We start from the raw sequence: 19,967 nt of genomic DNA, 5'->3' as shown, positions 1-19,967 counted from the left end.
AAATTCCCGTCCATAATCGGCGCACAAATCTCCAAACAAAGATTTTTTAATTGTAAGTTTTTTAATGACCATGTCCGTCGCCAAATTCGCTTTTTAACAATTCGGCTTTCAGAGTAAAGCCGCCTTTACGCACGTAAATTTCTCCCGGATTCAAACCATGTATTATTTCCACATTTTCTTCATTCTCTTTGCCAATCTCAACCGGACGGGGTTCGAAGCCCTCATCGGTTTTAACAAAGATCACCGTTTCATCTGCCAGAGTTTGAAGCGCCGTTTTGGGAACCAGAACATCTACTTGCAAGTCTTTTGTGATTATTCTGCCGGTGACAAAAAGCCCGGGCTTCCATATTCCCTTTGGGTTGGGCAAAACGACGCGCGCCTTTGCCGTTCTGGTAACTTCATCGATGATGGGCGAAATGTAATCAATAACGCCTTCTACTCTGGGCAAACCAGGCCCCGCAAAAATCACTACCTTTTGCCCTTCCTTTACGTACGGCAGGTCTTTCTGATAAACTTGCAAGTAAACCCAGACCGTATTCAAATTGGCGATTAAAAACCCATGATTTCTATCTGTTACAACTTCGCCCAGGGTCAAATGCTTTTCCACAATCGTTCCGTCAATTAAAGATTTAATCTGGTATTCAACCAGGCTTTCATTGCTTTCTACGATGGCCAGTGTTTCGCCCTTTTTAACGTGTTCGCCGATGTGTTTTAACACCTTTTTTACAATGCCCGGAAAACGGGGATGGATATGAGCCAGATTATCCGGCGGGATCACGATTTCTCCCGGTAAATTGACATGCAACTGTAAATTCCCCGCGCCGGCTTTGGCCAGTTCCACGCCAAACTCTTTCATTTCTTCCGGAGAAATGGTTACAATTTGCTCTTCTTCGTGGTTCTCTTCCTGTACGGATGGTTTATCTTCAGGCTTTTTTTCAGGCGCACACTGCCACAGGCTAAAAATGGCAAACATTAAAAGAATGGTTATGCTTAAAAGTTTTTTCTTTTTCATACGAGTTTCCTCTATCATTTTTTTATCTCTCTATTTTAAAGCTTTCCAGTGATTTACCGGTAAGCCGTTCGATTTCTGCTCTTAATTGATGATAATCGGCCAGGTTTTGCAAATAGGCTTGTCTGGCAGAAAACAAAGACCTGCGGGCATCCAGTACTTCTAAAAAGTTAAATTTACCTAATTGGTATCCCCTGCTGATGGTTTCGAACGCCTGCCGGGCTTTGGGAATAATTTCGTTTTTTAAAGCAAAAATGGATTGCTGAACGGCCGAAATGTTTTGATACATTGTGGATAGCTCTGTTTGCAGCTGCAGCCGGGAAAACGTCTCCTGAAAGGCTGTTTGTTTTGCGCGCAGCGCGGCCTCTTTAATGCCTCCCTGGTTTCGGTTAAAAATATTCAAAGGGATGGAAAATCCGGCTACAAAGGCCTGTTGGCCAAGGTCATTGAAGCGTCGGTAGCCGGCCGTAATGGTCGGATCGGGTATTCTAAGGGCTTTGGCCAGGGCCAGTTGAGCCTGTTTAAGCCTGGTTTCTGTGTCCCAGCGCAGCCACTCGGGATTCTTTTGTAAGGCATTTTGCAAAGCTTCAAAGGCAGGCAAAGCGCTTACATTTTCAAAATTTCCGGTTACGCTGTCAAATGCGGCCGTGGTTGCTCCCCAGGTCGCCGCCAGCCTCTGCCGGGCTGCCTGAAGTCTTCTCTGGCTTTGTTCCAGCGCAATCCGGGCATTGGCAACTTCCACCTCCGCTCTCGAAAGCTCCGCCGGAGACGTGCGGCCGCTTGTAACACGAAGCGAGATCTGATCTTTAAATTCTTCAGTTAGAGTCAAAATTTCTTTATTTAACTTTACGAGTTTTTGAATGGCCAGAACATCATAAAAATTTTTCACCACCTGAGCATAAACTTCCAGCCGTTTGCTTTCAAAATCCCAGCCAGCCAGTTCGGCTTGCAGAGCAGCGGCCTGCGTTCGTCTGGCTCGTTTTCCTGCCAGCTCAATCAGCTGCCCCAGCGAAATCGTCGTTTCACTGGCTTTAAACGCGGCAAGCGCCCCGCCTCCCGCAAAATTTTCCACTTCCACCGCCAGCTCCGGATTCGGTAAAAACGATTCCTGCAGGGCGGCGGCTTCTCTTGCACGTATTTCAAGGGAAAAGACCGTTAGCTGTGGATTGCTTTGCAGGGCCAGTTGTAAGGCTTTTAATACCGTTATGGTCCCCTCTGGCGAAAGCTCGCCTTTCAACGAAGATCCTGCCGATGTTACCTCTTCGATCACTGGTCTGGGTTCGACCTGCTTTACCTGCAGAACTGGCCCGGCACACCCGATAACTATTACAAAAGCCGTAATTAAGGCAATCACTATTTTCATATTTTCTCCAAAAATTAAATCCATGATATCTTCAAGGTGTTGTGAAAAATCGCCCTGCTGCAAGCGCCCGATTTTAACCGATGTCTTTGCTTTTTCACACACCTCAGGAATCAACATCCACCGGAATGTAAATTCATTTCTCTTTGCCTCATCCAGCATGTATTCAATCTGGACGATTGGACGCCTTAAAGGGCAGTCCTGTTTTTCTAAGTTTTAAATAGTTTAAACTTAAAGGACGCTAAATAGATAATTTCAAATGAGAAGAACAATACTTTGAAGCAGCTTCATTTTTTTGAAAGTGGGGGAATAGCGAAAAGTGACCCGCTCTTCTTTCGATTCCTTTTGTGAGCTGTATGCGCTTACAAAAGGTGATAAAGTCAAAACCGTCGTTTTTTGATTTTGCTTCAGGATCAGGTTCTTTTCATGTTGAAGAAGGGGGAAGTCCAGACAGGCATCCTGATGGTATTCGACCTCAGAGTTAAAAAAATTGGAAAAGTAGTTTGCCTCATTGTGGCACTCATGAACAGCCTGTTTGAATTCCAGGGCAATGTGGTCATTGGCAACGCACAGCACGCCGCCGGTCACCGAGACGGGAATAGCCAGAGTTTGTAAAAAAAACAAAACAGCAAGCACGACTTTTGCCGCTTTGGTAGCCCGCAACGTGTTTATCCTCATCCTGGTTGTCCACATACTTTTAACGCTCATTCGCTTTTTCATTTAAATGCTCAAGAGCAATTTCTAACATGCGCGAAATATGTTCATCTTCCAGAGAATAGTACACCATTTTTCCCTGTTTTCTAAATTTAACAATGTGCATGGAGCGTAAAAGCCGCAGTTGGTGCGAAATGGCCGATATGGAAATATCCACAATGGCCGAAATATCGCACACGCACAGCTCTTCTTCCAGAAGGGCCTGCACGATTCGTAAGCGCGTGGGGTCAGAAAGCGACTTAAAAAATTCGGCCATCTGGCGTGTAACCATTTTTTCTGGCAACACCTGATTCACGTGCGTTACCTTTTGTTGATCTACGACTTCTACCGAGCAAACATAATCTGACTTTGGACTCATCTTTTCTTTCTTTTCAGTTGAACGATTGCTCAAATGTAACAATTAAATGGCAAGTTGTCAATAATTATTTGAAAAAGTTTGTAAGTTCCCCCTATTTTATCGCTATATTATTTTTAGTTGAATTGGGCTCCATAAAATTTGTAATATAATAAAAATTTGTTAAGGGAGTAAAAGATGAGAAACAGCTTCTTAATAATTGTCGTGTTAATTTTATTTAACTACGGATTTGCTTCAGAAACCTACCGCGTGGTGTGGGTGGCAGAATATTCCAACAAGACCCTGAGCGTACCGCACGTTTCGCTTGGTGAAAAATTGATTAATTTTTTCTTTGGCAAAGAGCATATTAGAATGCAGAGGCCATTTACTTTAAACATGCTGGATGCGGGGCATTACATATTTTTAGACCAGGGGGCAGGATATTTAGGAACCATCGATTTAAAGAACAAAGCGTTAACCTGGCTGACGCACAAAAAGAATTTTCTTCTTTTTTCCGCAGTCGATCTCTGCATACTAAATAAGGATTCTGTGCTTATCACCGATGGCGGATTGAATAAAATATTTCTGTACGATCTTAAAAAAAACAGGTTAAAAATTTGGAACGACAGCCTGGACATCGATCATCCCACCGGAATCGCCTATTATCCCCACCGCAAACAGGTTGTTGTCGTAGAAACAGGAAAGCACCGCTTATTATTTCTTGATAAATCAGGGAAGGTAATACGTGTTTTGGGGAAAAGAGGATTGGGTCACGGCGAATTTAATTTCCCTACTTTTATCTGGATTGACAATTCTGGCACAATTTATGTAAATGATTCTATGAACTTTCGGATACAGATTTTCGATTTTGACGGAACATTTCGAACGGTATTTGGGAAATTAGGCGATGTTTCCGGATATCTGGCGCGTCCGAAAGGAATTGCCACAGATACGAAAGGCAATATTTATGTTGTGGATGCGCTGTTTAATGTGGTTCAGGTTTTTGATCAACAGGGCAATCTACTAACTTATTTTGGCGGACAGGGGAAAGAAGCGGGGCAGTTTTGGATGCCCACCGGGATTTACATAGACGGTCAAGACAGGATATTTGTCGCCGATAGTTTTAATTCGAGGATACAGGAATTTAAACTTAAGAAGCAAGGAAAGCCATGAATCGTTCATATTTTCGGTTTTTAGCCATTTTTTTCTTTTCCATTCAGTCTCTTGTACTATCGCAAAGTATTCAAAATACCGTACACAATCTATCGGTATCCGGTCCTGGTACTATAAAAGCGGAGAGCGAAACCGAGATTTGTGTATTTTGCCATACTCCGCATAAAGCCAATCCCATTGCGCCACTCTGGAACCGCGAAAGTCCGGGCACCATATACACCCTTTACAATAGTTCAACGTTCGATGCTTCAGCCGGTCAGCCCGACGGCTCTTCCATTTTGTGCCTTTCCTGTCATGACGGTACCATTGCCCTGGGCAGCGTTCTCAGTCGGGCGCAGGATATTGTCATGAGCGGGGGAATCACCACGCTTCCCGCGGGAAACACCAATCTGGGAACCGATCTTTCTGATGATCATCCGGTTTCACTGATTTATGATGTCAATTTAAGCACAATGGATCCGGAACTAGTCGATCCTTCAACTCTTAATGGCCCGGTTTATCTTGAAAATGGAAAACTACAATGCACCTCCTGCCACGATCCGCATAAGGATATCTATGGGAAGTTTCTTGTGGCAACCAATCAAAATTCGGATTTATGTTTATACTGTCACCAAAAAAGCGGCTGGCAACAAACCAGCCATAGCCAATCCACGGCACAATGGAACGGTTCTGGTTCTGATCCCTGGTATCATACCGATTACAACACCGTATCCGAAAATGCCTGTGAGAATTGCCATAATCCACACAATGCCAGCGGCCATGAATTTTTAATGAATCAGGTTTCCGAGGAAAACAATTGTCTGGTATGCCACAATGGAAATGTTGCATCGAAAGATATCGAAGCCCAGCTCAGCAAACCTTATCGACATGATGTATATCTTTACTCCAATATTCACCAACCGGAAGAAGCGGCCACCGTACAGACCAAACATGTGGAATGCGTAGATTGCCATAATCCGCATCAGGCTCAAAATCAGGCGGCAACCGCTCCTGATGCCAGTGGATTTCTTCAGGGCGCAAAAGGCGTTGACACAAACGGAAATCCGGTTAGTTCGGTCCAATATCAATACGAGGTATGCTATCGCTGCCATGCCGATAGCCCGGATAAACCAGGCAGTTCCATTTCACGACAGATTCAGCAAACGAATGTTCGACTTGAGTTTGATCCCAACAATCCCTCCTTCCACCCGGTGGAGGCACCCGGCGTAAATAACAATGTACCCAGCTTAATATCGCCATATACCGAATCAAGCGTGATCTATTGTACCGATTGCCATGCTAGCGACGGAGCCGCCCCAGCCGGACCACATGGCTCAATTTATCCTCAAATTTTAAAATATCGCTATGAAACGGCAGATAATACGCGTGAATCGTACCAGAATTATGAATTATGTTATCAGTGCCATGACAGAAATAAGATAATCAACTCCAATACTAAATTTGGGAAAAAGGTCCACCGCGAACATATTGTTGGAGAAGATACTCCGTGCTCTGCATGTCATGATGCGCACGGTATAAGTAGTACCCAGGGTAATAGTACCAATAACACACATCTCATTAATTTTGATGTGAACATCGTTTTCCCGAATTCAAACGGTCAGCTGAAGTTTGTTGACAGAGGAGATTTTTCGGGAGAATGTTATCTTAAATGTCATGGCAAAGACCACAGACCAAAAAAATATTGAGATCAAAATGCAAAGATTAAAATTTCGTTATCGGATAATTATTACCATTACCGGAATTGTGCTGTTTGTGAGTTTTATCGGATTTCATTTTTTCTATTCATACTTTTTGGCGAAAATAAAGGATAATTACATTGATGATATGAAAATGATGCTATCTCTTTTGCAAGAGAATTATTTGTATAACTTAAAATCTGACGGTGGTAAAGTCCTTTATTCATTAATGGATAACCTTGTGAAAACGAATAAGGTAGATAATGTCTATCTGCTTGACAAAGATGGTGTGCTGGTATATCCTCTTCCAACAAAAGGGGAAAATAAATCTCAGATAAATTTGGAATTAAGTAAATTAATTAATACCGACAGCAAGACAGAGACGAAGATTTACGAGCTGGACAGGGATGTTTACAGAGGCTTGATGCTTTTACAAAACAATCCATCCTGCTACAGCTGTCACGATCCATCCGAAAAGCAGCTTGGTTACATTGTGATTGATCTTGATCTGGCCTCCATTCATAAGAACTCTGAAATGTTTATTCTCTTTGGCAGAGTTTTTGCGATTTTGTTAATTCTTTTTATTCTCAGTTCGATGCGTATTTTACATTATCGCACCATAAAATACAATCTAAATAGGTTTAAAGATACCATAGCCAGAATCAGTAAAGGCGATTTTTCAGAACGGGTTAAAATTGAAGACGTAGAAGAATTGGGGGATTTGGCCCAACACTTTAACTTTATGATTGAAAAAATCCATGAAATGCAAGTTGAATTAAGCGTTTGCAATCAAAACAAGTTGAAGAATGCACAAAAATTGGCCAGCATCGGCGAAATGGCAGCCAGCCTGGCGCATGAGATTAAAAATCCTTTAATGGGCATCACTAATGCCATTGAAGTAATTGCCAGAGAAATATCAGACCCTGAACACAAAATTATCCTTCGGGAAATTCGATACCAGGCAGGTCGTGTTAACAAAGCAATCAATGATCTTTTGCAATATGCTAAACCCATCGATCTGGAGTTAGAGGTAGAAAATTTAAATGATTTAATAAAGCATAATATTTATTTTTATCAAAAGCAGTTTAAAGAAAATCAAATAGAGTTTAAGCTTAAGCTGGACTACAATCTTCCGCTGTTAAAAATAGACCGTAAGTTAATGGAAAATGTACTTACGAATTTGATTCAAAATGCCATACAGGCTATTCCTCAGGAACGGCCGGGCAGGATATTGATTGAAACCAAATATATTCCGGTAGAGTCCATTGTACAAATTATAGTAGAAGATAACGGGATAGGAATCTCTAAGGAAGATTATCAAAAAATATTTAAACCATTCTATTCAACCAAGCAGTCAGGCACTGGGCTCGGGCTTGCTATTATTCAGCGAATAATAGAACAGCTTGACGGCCGAATTGAAGTTGAGAGTAAAGTGGGGCATTATACCCGATTTATTATTACTCTTCCATCGCGTATAATACGTATTAAGAAAAACGAGTTTAGGCAGAGGGTGCTTCATGGCTCGTATTAAGATATTAGTCATTGATGACGAAAAACTTATCGGATGGTCCTTCAAAAAAGAATTTGATAATAAATACTTTGAAGTAACAACCGCCGAAAGCGGAGAAGAAGGGATAAAGCTGTTCGAAAAAGATTTTCACGACATCGTTTTTTTAGACAACCGGCTCCCCGGAATCCAGGGATTGGATGTTCTTAAAAAGTTAAAACAGCTGCGCGATGACGTTTACATAATTTTTATGACGGCTTACGGCTCTATAGAAACTGCTGTTGAAGCCATGAAGATGGGCGCCTATGAGTATATTAATAAACCGTTCAATCATGATGAAATAAGGATCTTATTACAGGGAATTAAGGATAAAATTCAACTGGTACATGAGGTTCAGCTGCTCTGCCGTGACAAACCCATGGATTTGACTTTTAATCATATTATCGGAACCTCTCCCTCAATTAGACAGGCCATACAGCTGGCTAAACGTATCGCAACATCAAAAGCGACTACCGTTTTGCTGCTGGGCGAAAGCGGCACGGGTAAGGATATTTTTGCCTCGGCCATTCACAATCAAAGCACCAGGAAAGACCGGCCTTTTGTGCCTATAAATTGTGCCACACTGCCTGAAAATTTGTTAGAGTCAGAACTGTTCGGCCATGAGCGCGGCGCTTTTACTGGCGCCCATAAAATGAAAAAGGGCTTGCTGGAGATTGCTGATGGCGGTACGGTATTTTTAAATGAAATCGGAGAACTACCTCTCAATACCCAATCCAAGCTTTTGACCGTTTTGGAGTACAAAACATTCAGGCGAGTTGGCGGAAATGAAGACATCAACGTTGATGTGCGAATCATTGCCGCTACCAATCGGGACCTTGAAAAGGCGGTCAAAGAGGGTAAATTTCGTCTTGATTTACTTTATCGCTTAAAAGTGTTTCAAATAGAGCTCCCGCCTCTCAGAGAACGTAGAGAGGACATCCCGCTATTAATCGACCATTTTGTAAAATTTCTCGCAAAAAAGTTTGGCAAAGATATTAAAGGCGTAACCAGGGAAAGCCTCCAGCTTTTAGAACATTATGACTGGCCGGGTAATGTCCGTGAATTAATTAATGTGCTTGAAAGGGCGGTCATTTTAGAAAATTCAGAATATATTCAACTCGATTCTCTGCCATTCGAACTAAAAGAAATACCGCCGCCAGCCAAAATTAATGATGTTGAAAATTGGCTTGAGATTCCCGAGGACGGATTTTCATTATATCAAGTCGAGAAAAAGATCATCGAATTGGTCTTAAAAAAAGCAGGATATAATAAATCCAAAGCGGCAAAATTACTTGGCATTACTCGGGACACGTTACGGTACAAGATTAAAAAGTATAAATTACTATGATAATTCACGTTAATGGGGGATATCCCCCACCAGAAGCGGGGCATATCCCCCATTCCCTGCGCGTTCTGCCATTTCACACCATCTCAGAACACTTTAAAAAACTTTTTATTATAGCTAAAGGCGGCTATATCGGCATGGAGTGAGCAAAAGGTAAAATATATTAATATTCGGCATAATATTTGTACTATAAATAAGCAAAGGTTGTTTGAACAAAAATTGAACAAAGTTCTTTTACACTAATTAAGGAGGTAAGTATGAAGGTTTTATCAGTAATTCTTTCCATTCTATTTCTTGCTTCATTGAGTTTCGGCCAGAGTATTGTTGGCTCTGCTCATGACTTTTCTGGAGAAGCGTGGAACCAGTCGGGCGAAATTTGTGTCGTATGCCACACCCCTCACCAGGCTGATGCAACTGTAAATGATGCGCCATTGTGGAACCATGAGGTTACCGGCGCAACGTTTACGCCGTATTCCAGCTCCACATTGGATGCAACGGTTGGCCAGCCGAACGGAGTTTCCAAACTCTGTTTAAGTTGCCATGATGGTACGGTTGCTGTTGATAATTTTGGTGGCGAAACAAATGGTAACGAATTTGTTTCGGGCAATGACTTGATTGGTACCGATTTAAGTGACGATCATCCGGTATCTTTTGTATATGATGCTGCCCTCGCAACAGCTGATGGCGGTCTTTATGATCCAACGACCACCAATTCCGGTTTAGGCGGCACGATTGATCAGGATATGTTGATCTCTCACAAATTAGAATGTTCTTCCTGCCACGATGTTCACAACGGCGCTGGCACCACAGGGTACCTGTTGATTAAAAGCAATGCCAATAGCGATCTGTGCCTTACTTGCCATGCAAAATAATTATGGCCGTTCATTCTTGAACAATTGATGAAAGTCGAACTTGAATGTTTGACTTTCATTTTTTAAACTAAAGGGACGATGTTGGGTAAAATATCGTCCCTTTTTAATGCTCAAATTACAATCAAGCGATGAGGGGTTATATGCCTTTACTAAAGAAAAGCTTTTTATTCTTCAGCTTTATAGCTCTGTTTTTTTTTCTTTCCTGCGCGCATAAAATGACCAGAGAAATTACGCTGGATAATATTGTGGTTTATCCATCTCCCCCGGATACGGCCAGGATTCAATATTTAACCAGCTTTAGCAGCTCCGTTGATATTACAGGAGAGCGCTCGCCTTTCATGCGCTTCATTTTAGGGGAAGATTTAGGAAAACCTATTATTAAACCCTATGGAATTAGTATTTATAAAGGCAAAATTTATATTTGTGATACCATCCTGGGGGGACTGGAAATTGTTGATTTAAATAAGCGTACTTTTGATTATTTCAGACCGTCGGGAATGGGACTTTTAAAAAAGCCAATCAACAGCTTTGTCGATAATCAAGGAAATTTGTATGTAGCAGATGCCGGACGAAAGCAAGTCGTGATTTTTAACCCGGATTTAACATATAAAGCTTCTTTTGGGAACCCAGAAACAATGCGTTTTACCGATGTTTTCGTAAAAAATGACAGCATCTGGGTATGCGATATGAAAGCCCATACCGTTCGCGTGTTTTCTGCAAAAAATTATAAAGAACTTTTTCGTTTTCCCGAGGAAAAGCCCAAAACAGATCCTTTTTTGAGCTCCCCTACAAACTTATTTGTTACCGATAAATATGTGTATGTAAGTGATTTTGGAAGCTTTAAAATAAAAGTTTATACTAAAAAGGGAGAGCTTGTTCGGACCGTCGGGAGTTATGGCAAAGTTTTAGGCCAGTTTGTTCGACCCAAAGGCATTGCTGTCGATAAAGATGAAATTCTTTATGTGGTTGATGCCGGGTTTGAAAATGTGCAGTTATTTGACGCCCAGGGTAACCTTTTAATGTTTTTCGGGGGAAGTTACGAAAAACCCGGAGATATGTGGCTTCCTGCAAAAGTAATAATCGATTATGATAATTTTCAATATTTTGAAAAATACGTTTATAAAGGATTTAAACTAAAATATCTTATCTTTGTTACGAATCAATATGGTCCGGATAAGGTGAATGTATATGGTTTTGTTGAGCCCAGATAAGATGAAACGGCTGATTCTTTTTGTTCTGAATTTTTTAATAATACTTTTTCTCATTTTCAGCTGTTCGCCCAAAACTCGGTATCAGGTACTGTCATTTTTTTTTGATGGGGTGCCCAACCCTGAACAAACCTCTAAAAAACAAGGCGACAGACTGACTGCTGATTCTTTAAATAATAAATCCAGCAAGTTAACCTTAAGACAACACCAAACGCCCGAGCAAACCATGCATCCACCTTTTGCAGACCGTGATTGTGGAGCCTGTCATGATATGCGTGGCGGTAACAGTCTTATTGCCCCCATGCCAGATCTATGTTATGAGTGTCACGACGATTTTCGCCAGGAAATGCCAAAACTGCACGGTGTGGTTGAGGCAGGAGCCTGTACAACCTGCCATCATCCTCATGTTTCTAAGAATAAAATGCTGTTAACTCGAAGTGGTCAGGAAATGTGTTTACATTGTCATGATACCAGAGATGTACAGAAAAACGAAGTCCATGAAGAGGTTGAGGCAATGGCCTGCACAGAGTGCCATGATGCCCACGGAGGAGAAGAACCTCCTTTTCTTAAGTAAGAAATGGATTTGTTAGGCTATGGTTAATAAACTTTTACTACCTTTGGCATACGTCATATTAGTGTTGGCAATTAGTTCTGATTTGTTTGCCGATGATTTTCAATTATTTCGAATATCGAAGGTCAGCGGCTTAATGGGTGTAAATACGCAATATAGATACCAGGAAACAACATTCAGCAATAAAAACAACGAAAAATACAATGCCCAGATTGTAACCGGCTTAATTGAGTTAAACATTAAAAGCATTCTCTGGCACCCAAATTTTTTGCAATTAGATTTCGGGGGCAACTATAATCCCGGAACGCGTAGAGATATGTTCTTAGTCGCCCCGGATCGCTCAGAATTGTCATCTTTAGAAAGTTTAAAGGGAAAAGCCACCTTCTTTTCGCAACGTCCCCTTCGCCTTGTATTTCACGCAAATTATACCCATAACTTTTTTAATAGAGAATTAACTACCAATGTGGAATCTTTCAGAAATAATGTGGGAGCAAATTTCTCTATCAGGAATCGTTTTATGCCCATTAATGTTCAATGGAACAACGACAAATGGAGGCAATATGAACTTGCTACAGGTAGAACGTTTAAATCTCGTTTAGAAAATCTCTTTGTAGAAATAAATAAGTCATTTACTAAATTTGATGTTAGTAAATTTAAATACAATCGAAGAATTTCACATTATCAATATGCAGATCAGAAAGCGTTTAATAATTTATTACACGAATTGCAATTTAAAGAAAATATCTATTTTGATAAAAACAGGATGTCCGGCATATTTTCAAATGTGTGGGCCACCAAGCAAACAGGATCTCAACCATTCGAGCGGATCAATCTTACAGAGACTCTCAATTTAAATCTGCCCCTCAATTTCAAATTTAAAAGCGGCTACCGTTATAATGACAGCAAATTTCAATCTATCAAGAATGTTCTTCATAATTTGAATACCCATTTGCAGCATAAATTGTATAAAAGCCTGGTCAGTGATGTGTTTTATAGATACGATAAAATCAAAAACACCAATTATAACGAGTCCAGAAAAATAATCGGCGGATCACTTAATTATACCAAGAAAATACCCGGAGGAGTATTAAATCTGAATTATGAACACCTTCGGCGATCCACGCAGCGTGATAACCAGTCTTTGCTGCTGCAAATTTATAACGAAGAACATGTTTTGGAAGATGGTAGCGTTGTGATTCTGGAATATCCCTATGTTCTTATTGAAACGATTGTCGTTAAAGATGAGCTGGGAATAATTATATATCAGGAAAACATCGATTATATTTTAATTGAAAGAGGAGATTTTATAGAGATCCAAAGATTGCCCGGCGGACGAATTCCTTCGGGAGCTACTGTGCTTATCGATTATAATACAGAACAAAACATTGAATATGACTATTCCTTAAAGGGAAATATTTATGGCGGAAGTTTGAGTTTATTCAAAAATCTCATTCGTATTTACTATCGCCGGAATAAATCGGATTTTGATAAAATCGATCCTTTATTGCTGCGTATTTTAAAATGGAGTGATCAGAAAGTTATTGGGGTAAATTTCTCATATAAACAGTTTGATATTGGCTGGGAAGACGATCAATTTAATACGAATATTGTACCTTATCGTTCAAAACGCTATTTTGCCTCTTTTACGGGAAGGGGAGGGAGAGATCTGACCTTTATTTTCTCTGGCAACTACAGAGATTATAAACTAATACAAGAAAACGAAAAACAACAATTTATTGATGTCAATTCACGTATTCTTTATCAATTTCTGCGAAAAACTCGATTAGAAATCAATGCCAGCTATCGTAAACAAATAGGGCAAAATTTAAATCTCGAATTATGGACCGGGCAGGTCGAATGGCAAACTCAATTTCGTAATACATGGTTTAAATTGGGATTGGAATTTTACCAGCGTGACTTTGAAAGTGAAATCATACAATACCGGAATGCATATTTCCGTGTTGAAAGGAAATTTTAAGGGCTCATTATGCATAGATATATTTTGGTTGCGATGATATTGTTTCTTTTATTGGCACAGGGAAGAGCGCAGGAAGAAGATTGTACTTCTGCCGGATGCCATCAGGGATTGATAAATAAGCCGGTAATACATCCGGCGATTGAAGATGATTGTCTTTCCTGTCATGAAAGTAATGATAAACAACATCCGGATTCATCTGGAAATGAATTTAGTTTAATCTCGGAAGTACCGGAACTGTGTTATAATTGTCATGACCAGAAAGATAATTTAACGGTTGTTCATGAGCCGGTTGAGGCTGGCGGATGTTTGGACTGTCATTCGCCGCATTCATCGGAAAAATCTGGACTTTTGTTAGGAGAAGAAGACGAATCAATTTGCGCATCTTGCCATGAAATGGAAACGGATAAGACCATTCATCCGCCTTATGAAGAGCAGGACTGTATTGCTTGCCACGACCCTCACCATTCTCTTCGCGCTTCCCTTTTAAAAACCGAACGGCCGGAATTGTGCTTTGAATGCCATGACGACAAGCGAGAACTTCTTAGCTCGGATTATGTTCACGCGCCTTTCGAAGAAGAGTGTGAAAGTTGCCATACGCCTCATGTTTCTAAGTATAAAAATCTGTTAATTCAAAAATCGCCGGATCTATGCTTTAATTGCCATGACACAGAAGATGCTGAAGTCGAGAGCAAACATATTGTTCATGGGCCTTTAAAAGAAACATCCCCCTGCTTAAAGTGTCATACGCCACATGCTACGAATAACGAGTTTATTTTAAAGGCTGAAACGCCTGAACTTTGTCTGAACTGCCATAATTCCAGTGATCCATCTATTTTTGACATGGAGAAAAGATTAAAGCAAGCTCACGTAATTCACGCGCCAATTGAAGATGAAGGATGCTTGATTTGTCATAATGTACATAAAGAAGAATTTCCTTTTCTTTTGACCGGTAAATTCCCTGCCACTTCATATACGGAGAGTGATCCTGAAAATTTTGCCTTGTGTTTTAATTGTCATGATTCTGAGATCCTAAATCCTCAAAATTTGGATACCGGCTTTATTGATGGGAAGACGAATTTACATGCATTACATATCAGCGGCGAAAAAGGCCGTAGCTGTACACTATGCCATGATGTTCATGGCGCACAGTCGGTGCATCTAATTCCAAAGACGGTGCGCTTTGGAAAGTGGGACATGCCAATGAATTTCAAATATGACGAAAAAGGAGGAAGTTGTGCTCCGGGGTGCCATGCCCCCAAATCGTATCGAAGATGATAGGTTTCTGAGCAGGAAAGGCTTTAAAACTAAACAAATTTTGTAAAGGTCGATTTTTTAATATGAAGAAAAAGATGAAAATTGGGAGAAAGCTATGATGAAGGGACTTAAACTTTGCTTATCCCTTTTACTAAGCATTGCTAGTGTAGCTTATGGACAAAAATTTTTAAATTCTCCTCATGATTTTACCAATTCAGAATGGAATATATCTGATAATTCTTGCTCGGTGTGCCACACAGAGGATGGCGAAGGACATAAATCGGTCAAACAGCCCTTGTGGGAACACAATTATAAAGAAATTACTTACAATGTTTATCAAAGCAATACCCTGAATGCCAAAGTGGGGCAACCTACAGGTATTTCTAAATTGTGCTTAAGCTGCCACGACGGTACGATTGCGCTTAATAATTTTGGCGGCGGCCTGCAAGCCAGTAAATATGTCCCTGCTGAGGCGCAAATTGGCACGGATTTGCGTAACAATCATCCAGTTTCTTTTGTTTATGACTCCAAGCTTGCTGAAGAAGACGGCGGGCTTTATGATCCTGCTTCCAGTGAATCGGGGCTGGGCGCCACCATACAGCAAGACCTCTTAATAGACAATCAGCTTCAGTGTACTTCGTGCCATGATACGCACAACTTGATGGGAAATGAAAAAATGCTGGTTATAATGAATGCTAAAAGTAGATTGTGTTTAACCTGCCATATCAAATAAAAATGTAGTTTTTTGAACGAGATTGTTTAACAAGATTGTTTAGTGTTATAGCCGATTAATATTCTTCTCGATCCATTTTTGAACAGCTTCATATTGCGGAAACTGTTTCTCTCGTTGTTTGAAAGCGGGGGGATGGATGCGGCGGCGGCCATTAACTTTCACCACCGGAATGGCGATGTGTAGCATTTCGTGATACAATAAAAATTTTACTACTTCTTGCGGTACTTTCTTTGCATCAAAAATCCGGCTGACAACCAGTAAATTTTTTTTGGCTGAATAAAAAGCAAGCCGATGATAACTCTTGCGTAAACTCCAGCCTAACAGGGGTTTTTGTAATTTGTTCTGAAAAAACTCTTCGTTTAACTGATCGAATAACGCATTCAGGTTAAAGACTTTCCCCTCAGCTTGATAAGATTTAGAAGGCTGGTAAACTTTTTGGGGCGACAGTAATTGGGAATGGGTGTCCACGTACTCGCGATATATTTTATATAAATTTCGATCCACTTTATAACGGTGCAGTTTTAAAACAAGAATTTTGATCAGGGCACGAATGATCGTCTCCGGGGCATGCCGCAGCCCTTCCGCGATGCGGATATGAATGGTCCCTCTATCCAGCTTTATTTTATGGTTTAACGCTTTCGATTTGTAAAAACAGGCTGACACCTGAACTTTCTTTTTTCCTGTTAGCTCCTGTACCAGCTCTGTTGAAATTTTTTGCAGATCGGCTTCTGTCATTCAATATTCTCTTATTTAGTCCTTAACACAACACGTTGTGCAAATTATTTATTCTTTTTTTTTAGTGCAATTATTTGTGAGTTCACTCTATAAAGGTATTTTTTAGTATTTCAACCATAGAATCCTTGAAAAGTAAGGTTGTTTTTGTGGTACTTATAAGATTTTTCTCTTCGTTCGAAATGAAAGCTCACTCTTTTTAGAGCGAATTCAGTTGTCAAAATATAAAAAAAGCCCCACCGATAAAAGTAATCTGTGGGGCTTAAAAGGCGGTGTGGGTTAAAAATCCATACTCTGGCCAAAGTCAAGCAATTTTACTTCAAAGCCTTTGTCCCGGACTTTTTTTACGAATTCATTCGGATCCACATCGATCACATCAAAGGTTTGGTAATGCATGGGAATGGTTAATTTGGGCTTGACCAGTTCAACGGCTTTAACGGCATCGTCGATGCCCATGGTAAAATTATCGCCAATATTAACCAGAAAGATATCAATGGGCGTCATCTCGCCGATCAGCTGCATATCCAGAAAGAGACCGGTGTCGCCTGTGTGGTAAATATTTTTGCCTTCAACAGTTAAAACAACCCCTGCCGGGGTGCCGCCGTAACTGCCATCAGGAAAAGACGATCCGTGCCAGGCAGGAACCAGCTTTACCCGTCCAAACGGGAACTGGTGTGAGCCGCCGATATGCATGGGATGCGCATTGGCGCCCTGGTTGGTCACATAGTTGTAAATTTCAAAATTAGAGATAATCGTTCCGCCCGATGATTTAGCAATGGGAATGGCGTCGCCAAGATGATCTCCGTGAGCATGGGTGACCACGATAAAATCGGCTTTTACATCCGTTGGTTTCATTGGGGCTTTGGGATTGCCTTCTAAAAATGGATCGATGGCTATACGGTGACCAGCGGTTTCAATGAGCCATGCCGAATGACTTAAATATTTTAATTTCCCCATGGCTTCCTCCTAAACTTAATCAATATCACTTATGAAAACGGTAAAATAGTCTCCTGCCTGCTCAGTACAGGAGACTATTTTGTACACATAATTATTTCGTCATCTCGATAACTTCATTGGTGGTTTTGCGGACCGCTTCGATGGATTTGTTAAACCGTTCGCGTTCAGAATCGGTCATGTCAATTTCAATCACTTTTTCAACGCCGCCCTTGCCCAAAATAACCGGAACGCCGATGAACAGGCCGTCAACGCCGTATTCGCCTTTTAACAACGCGCTGGCCGCCATAATTTTCTTTTTATCAAAGATGATGGCTTCTGCCATTTCTAAAGCGCTCCAGGCAGGAGATACAAAGGCCGAACCAGTGCCTAACAGATTAACCACTTCGCCGCCGGCTTTGCGGGTTCTGGTTTCAATGGCTTCCAATTTTTCCGGGGAGATGAATTTTTCAACCGGCATTCCGGCAATACGGCATGCAGAGCGGATGGGCACCATGGTGTCGCCATGGCCGCCCAAAACCAGCGCTTCCACATTTTCCACACTCACGCCGGCTTCTTCAGCCACAAAATAACGATAGCGACTGGAATCCAAAACACCGGCCATGCCCACTAATTTTTCGCGTGAGGGCTTCAAATTCATGAACAGTCGGTAAACAATGGCATCCAGCGGATTGGCAACAGAAATAATCATAGCATTGGGGCAGTATTTTTGAATGCCTTCGCTTACCAGGTCGGTGATTTTGAGGTTAGTCGTTAATAATTCTTCCCGTGTAGGAATGGTGCCATCCGGGCGAACCGTACGTGGGACGCCGGCCGTGTTGATGACCAGTTCTGCATCTTTAATAATATCGTAGGTTTTAGCGCCTACGGCCCGGATGTCGGAATGGACGACCGGCGTGCCTTCGGCAATATCCAGGCATTTACCTTTAGCCAGATCAGGTTCTTTTACGTCAACCAGAGCCACCTCTCTGGCCAGACGGCGTTTAACAATTTCCTGAACTAAAACGCCGCCAATATTTCCACCGCCAATTACAGCCATTTTGTTTAACATTTGATGCTCCTTTCAGTTTATATAATTGACCTAATACAATAGCGAATTTAAGCACATAGTAAATTCAAAACAAATGCTTGCCATTAAAATCCGCCTTTTTTTCGCCCGATCGTCCATCCTAAAACCTTGCCTCTTTATTCTGTTACCTCTTAGAGTTCTACAAAATGCACAAAAAGATCATTTGGAATCCCGATTCATCAGGATTGGGAATCTTTTAACATCTACAAAAACAGAAGATTTCTCGTCGCTACGCTCCTCGAAATGACACTAAAATTTACATTTTGCAGAACTCTATGTTACTTCTTAAAATCAATTTTACACTCCTGGAGATATGTTATGTTATATGAATTTTCAGCAATGATTGTAAAACTTACTTTAAATGAGTTCAGTATAAAAACCACGAATTTCACGAATATATTTTATGTAATTTAAATAAAAACAATAGACCCATTTAAATGAAATTCGATAATAATACCTTTTAAGAGCGGACTCTTTAAATTTATTCTTATTGTGATGCCAGGCAATTTATCAAATCCTCATTTTGTGTAATTGCTCCAGGTAATTGGCCATGATTTGGAATTGGATATAAGCGGAATCCATTGGTATGCAAACGCCAGGCTTTGCTCAGCATTGCTTTTTGAACAAAAGAGGTCGGCGTGATGCCTAAAATTTTACAATTTGTTTTCATTTGTCAAAAAGTCATTTAATAATTCTTTCGCTCCTGATTTGCTTAGGTACAGGTTAAATCGACCTTGCGGTACTTTAAAACGACCGGCCTGTCGGGAAGCCGCATGGGACGTAAAAAACTCATTATTTATAAGACCTTTAATTTCAACGCTTTAAACTGCATTAAATTTTTTGGCACGGCTTTTGACATTATTAATAGCGAAATTGAATTAAAGTAAAACCAAAAATCAAGGAGGTTCAAAATGAAGAACTTACTCGCAATCTTAGGCTTAGTGGCAATCTTCTTTGCCAGCAACGTTTTTGCACAGGACTCTTTACAGGTGCAAAACCAATATCGTCATGGTTTCAAATACCAATCTAAAGTTATGAACGGCGCTCAGGGCCAGGTCAAAGGCTTTGTGGATCTCAACGGCGACGGTTACAATGACAACGCGCCGGATGCAGACGGCGACGGCATTCCCAACGGAATGGATCCGGATTACACCGGGGCCAAAATGCGCAAGGGCAACAGCAACGCCGGCTTTGTTGATCTGGACGGCGACGGGATTAACGACAACGCCATCGATTCGGACGGCGACGGCATTCCCAATGGTCAGGACCCGGATTATGTTCGTCCTCAGGATGGCACCGGTCGTCAGTTGGGCAAAGGTAAAATGCAGGGCGCCACACAGGGAACGGGCCTTGGAACAGGCGAATGTGACGGCACCGGCCCCAAAGGCAACGCTAAACGAGGCATCAAATAGTCCTTCTACCCCCCCCAAATAAAACAA

The 19,967-nt window shown here is 41.1% G+C and carries 19 protein-coding genes; 11 read left to right on the top strand and 8 right to left on the bottom strand.

The features are described from left to right. Positions 1 to 61: 61 nt before the first annotated feature. The 4 genes from Cabys_RS18005 to Cabys_RS17990 form a co-directional block, all read right to left on the bottom strand. A complete protein-coding gene (locus tag Cabys_RS18005) occupies positions 62 to 1,012 on the bottom strand; it encodes an efflux RND transporter periplasmic adaptor subunit (RefSeq protein WP_006927947.1) in 951 nt (316 codons plus the stop codon). 22 nt (positions 1,013 to 1,034) lie between these two features. Then, a complete protein-coding gene (locus Cabys_RS18000) occupies positions 1,035 to 2,489 on the bottom strand; it encodes a TolC family protein (protein ID WP_006927948.1) in 1,455 nt (484 codons plus the stop codon). 135 nt (positions 2,490 to 2,624) lie between these two features. After that, the gene (locus Cabys_RS17995) at positions 2,625 to 3,077 is read right to left on the bottom strand and encodes a hypothetical protein (protein WP_044281066.1); all 453 of its coding nucleotides are present in this window, start codon (positions 3,075 to 3,077) and stop codon (positions 2,625 to 2,627) included. Then, positions 3,067 to 3,441: an ArsR/SmtB family transcription factor gene (locus tag Cabys_RS17990; protein WP_006927950.1), complete on the bottom strand. Its 375-nt coding sequence runs from the start codon at positions 3,439 to 3,441 to the stop codon at positions 3,067 to 3,069. The genes Cabys_RS17995 and Cabys_RS17990 overlap by 11 nt, the downstream gene beginning before the upstream one ends. Positions 3,442 to 3,615: 174 nt before the next feature. Here Cabys_RS17990 and Cabys_RS17985 point away from each other — a divergent pair, with 174 nt between their 5' ends. From Cabys_RS17985 to Cabys_RS17940, 10 genes are all read left to right on the top strand, one after another. Continuing rightward, positions 3,616 to 4,590, top strand: coding sequence for a 6-bladed beta-propeller (locus tag Cabys_RS17985; protein WP_006927951.1), 975 nt, complete (start codon positions 3,616 to 3,618; stop codon positions 4,588 to 4,590). Beyond that, entirely contained in the window at positions 4,587 to 6,275 is a 1,689-nt protein-coding gene (locus Cabys_RS17980; RefSeq protein ID WP_006927952.1) for a cytochrome c3 family protein, read from the top strand. Before Cabys_RS17985 ends, Cabys_RS17980 begins: the two co-directional genes overlap by 4 nt. Then, positions 6,244 to 7,797 (top strand): sensor histidine kinase, encoded by a 1,554-nt coding sequence (locus Cabys_RS17975; protein WP_044281067.1) that lies wholly within the window; start codon positions 6,244 to 6,246, stop codon positions 7,795 to 7,797. Before Cabys_RS17980 ends, Cabys_RS17975 begins: the two co-directional genes overlap by 32 nt. Further along, positions 7,784 to 9,160, top strand: a complete 1,377-nt coding sequence (locus tag Cabys_RS17970; RefSeq protein ID WP_006927954.1) for a sigma-54-dependent transcriptional regulator — start codon at positions 7,784 to 7,786, stop codon at positions 9,158 to 9,160. The genes Cabys_RS17975 and Cabys_RS17970 overlap by 14 nt, the downstream gene beginning before the upstream one ends. Before the next feature lie 254 nt (positions 9,161 to 9,414). Continuing rightward, on the top strand, positions 9,415 to 10,029 hold the full coding sequence (locus Cabys_RS17965) for a cytochrome c3 family protein (protein ID WP_006927956.1): 615 nt from the start codon (positions 9,415 to 9,417) through the stop codon (positions 10,027 to 10,029). Positions 10,030 to 10,169: 140 nt separating this feature from the next. Continuing rightward, entirely contained in the window at positions 10,170 to 11,240 is a 1,071-nt protein-coding gene (locus Cabys_RS17960) for an NHL repeat-containing protein (protein ID WP_006927957.1), read from the top strand. Position 11,241: 1 nt separating this feature from the next. Next, a complete protein-coding gene (locus Cabys_RS17955; protein WP_169313628.1) occupies positions 11,242 to 11,811 on the top strand; it encodes a cytochrome c3 family protein in 570 nt (189 codons plus the stop codon). A gap of 19 nt (positions 11,812 to 11,830) precedes the next feature. Beyond that, positions 11,831 to 13,786 carry a hypothetical protein gene (locus Cabys_RS17950; RefSeq protein WP_006927959.1) on the top strand — a complete coding sequence of 652 codons (1,956 nt, stop codon included), beginning with the start codon at positions 11,831 to 11,833 and terminating at the stop codon, positions 13,784 to 13,786. 9 nt (positions 13,787 to 13,795) lie between these two features. Next, a complete protein-coding gene (locus tag Cabys_RS17945) occupies positions 13,796 to 15,061 on the top strand; it encodes a cytochrome c3 family protein (protein WP_006927960.1) in 1,266 nt (421 codons plus the stop codon). A gap of 94 nt (positions 15,062 to 15,155) precedes the next feature. Then, positions 15,156 to 15,773, top strand: coding sequence for a cytochrome c3 family protein (locus Cabys_RS17940; protein WP_006927961.1), 618 nt, complete (start codon positions 15,156 to 15,158; stop codon positions 15,771 to 15,773). Between the two features lie 45 nt (positions 15,774 to 15,818). On the opposite strand, the gene Cabys_RS17935 is transcribed toward Cabys_RS17940, so the two are convergent. The 4 genes from Cabys_RS17935 to Cabys_RS19925 all read right to left on the bottom strand — a co-directional run bounded on the left by Cabys_RS17935 (position 15,819) and on the right by Cabys_RS19925 (position 19,198). Continuing rightward, on the bottom strand, positions 15,819 to 16,508 hold the full coding sequence (locus tag Cabys_RS17935) for a SprT-like domain-containing protein (protein WP_006927962.1): 690 nt from the start codon (positions 16,506 to 16,508) through the stop codon (positions 15,819 to 15,821). A 276-nt stretch (positions 16,509 to 16,784) separates the two neighbouring features. After that, positions 16,785 to 17,462 (bottom strand): metal-dependent hydrolase, encoded by a 678-nt coding sequence (locus Cabys_RS17930; RefSeq protein ID WP_006927963.1) that lies wholly within the window; start codon positions 17,460 to 17,462, stop codon positions 16,785 to 16,787. A 91-nt stretch (positions 17,463 to 17,553) separates the two neighbouring features. After that, the gene (locus Cabys_RS17925) at positions 17,554 to 18,510 is read right to left on the bottom strand and encodes a malate dehydrogenase (RefSeq protein WP_006927964.1); all 957 of its coding nucleotides are present in this window, start codon (positions 18,508 to 18,510) and stop codon (positions 17,554 to 17,556) included. A 505-nt stretch (positions 18,511 to 19,015) separates the two neighbouring features. Further along, complete coding sequence (locus tag Cabys_RS19925) at positions 19,016 to 19,198, bottom strand: hypothetical protein (protein WP_150125347.1); 183 nt, start codon at positions 19,196 to 19,198, stop codon at positions 19,016 to 19,018. Positions 19,199 to 19,439: 241 nt separating this feature from the next. Between Cabys_RS19925 and Cabys_RS17920 the strand changes: the two genes are divergently transcribed. Beyond that, entirely contained in the window at positions 19,440 to 19,940 is a 501-nt protein-coding gene (locus Cabys_RS17920; protein ID WP_006927965.1) for a hypothetical protein, read from the top strand. Positions 19,941 to 19,967: the final 27 nt, after the last annotated feature.

It is taken from the genome of Caldithrix abyssi DSM 13497 (genome assembly GCF_001886815.1).
GTDB classification, from domain to species: Bacteria; Calditrichota; Calditrichia; order Calditrichales; family Calditrichaceae; genus Caldithrix; species Caldithrix abyssi.
This window is presented reverse-complemented; position numbering and strand designations above follow the sequence as displayed.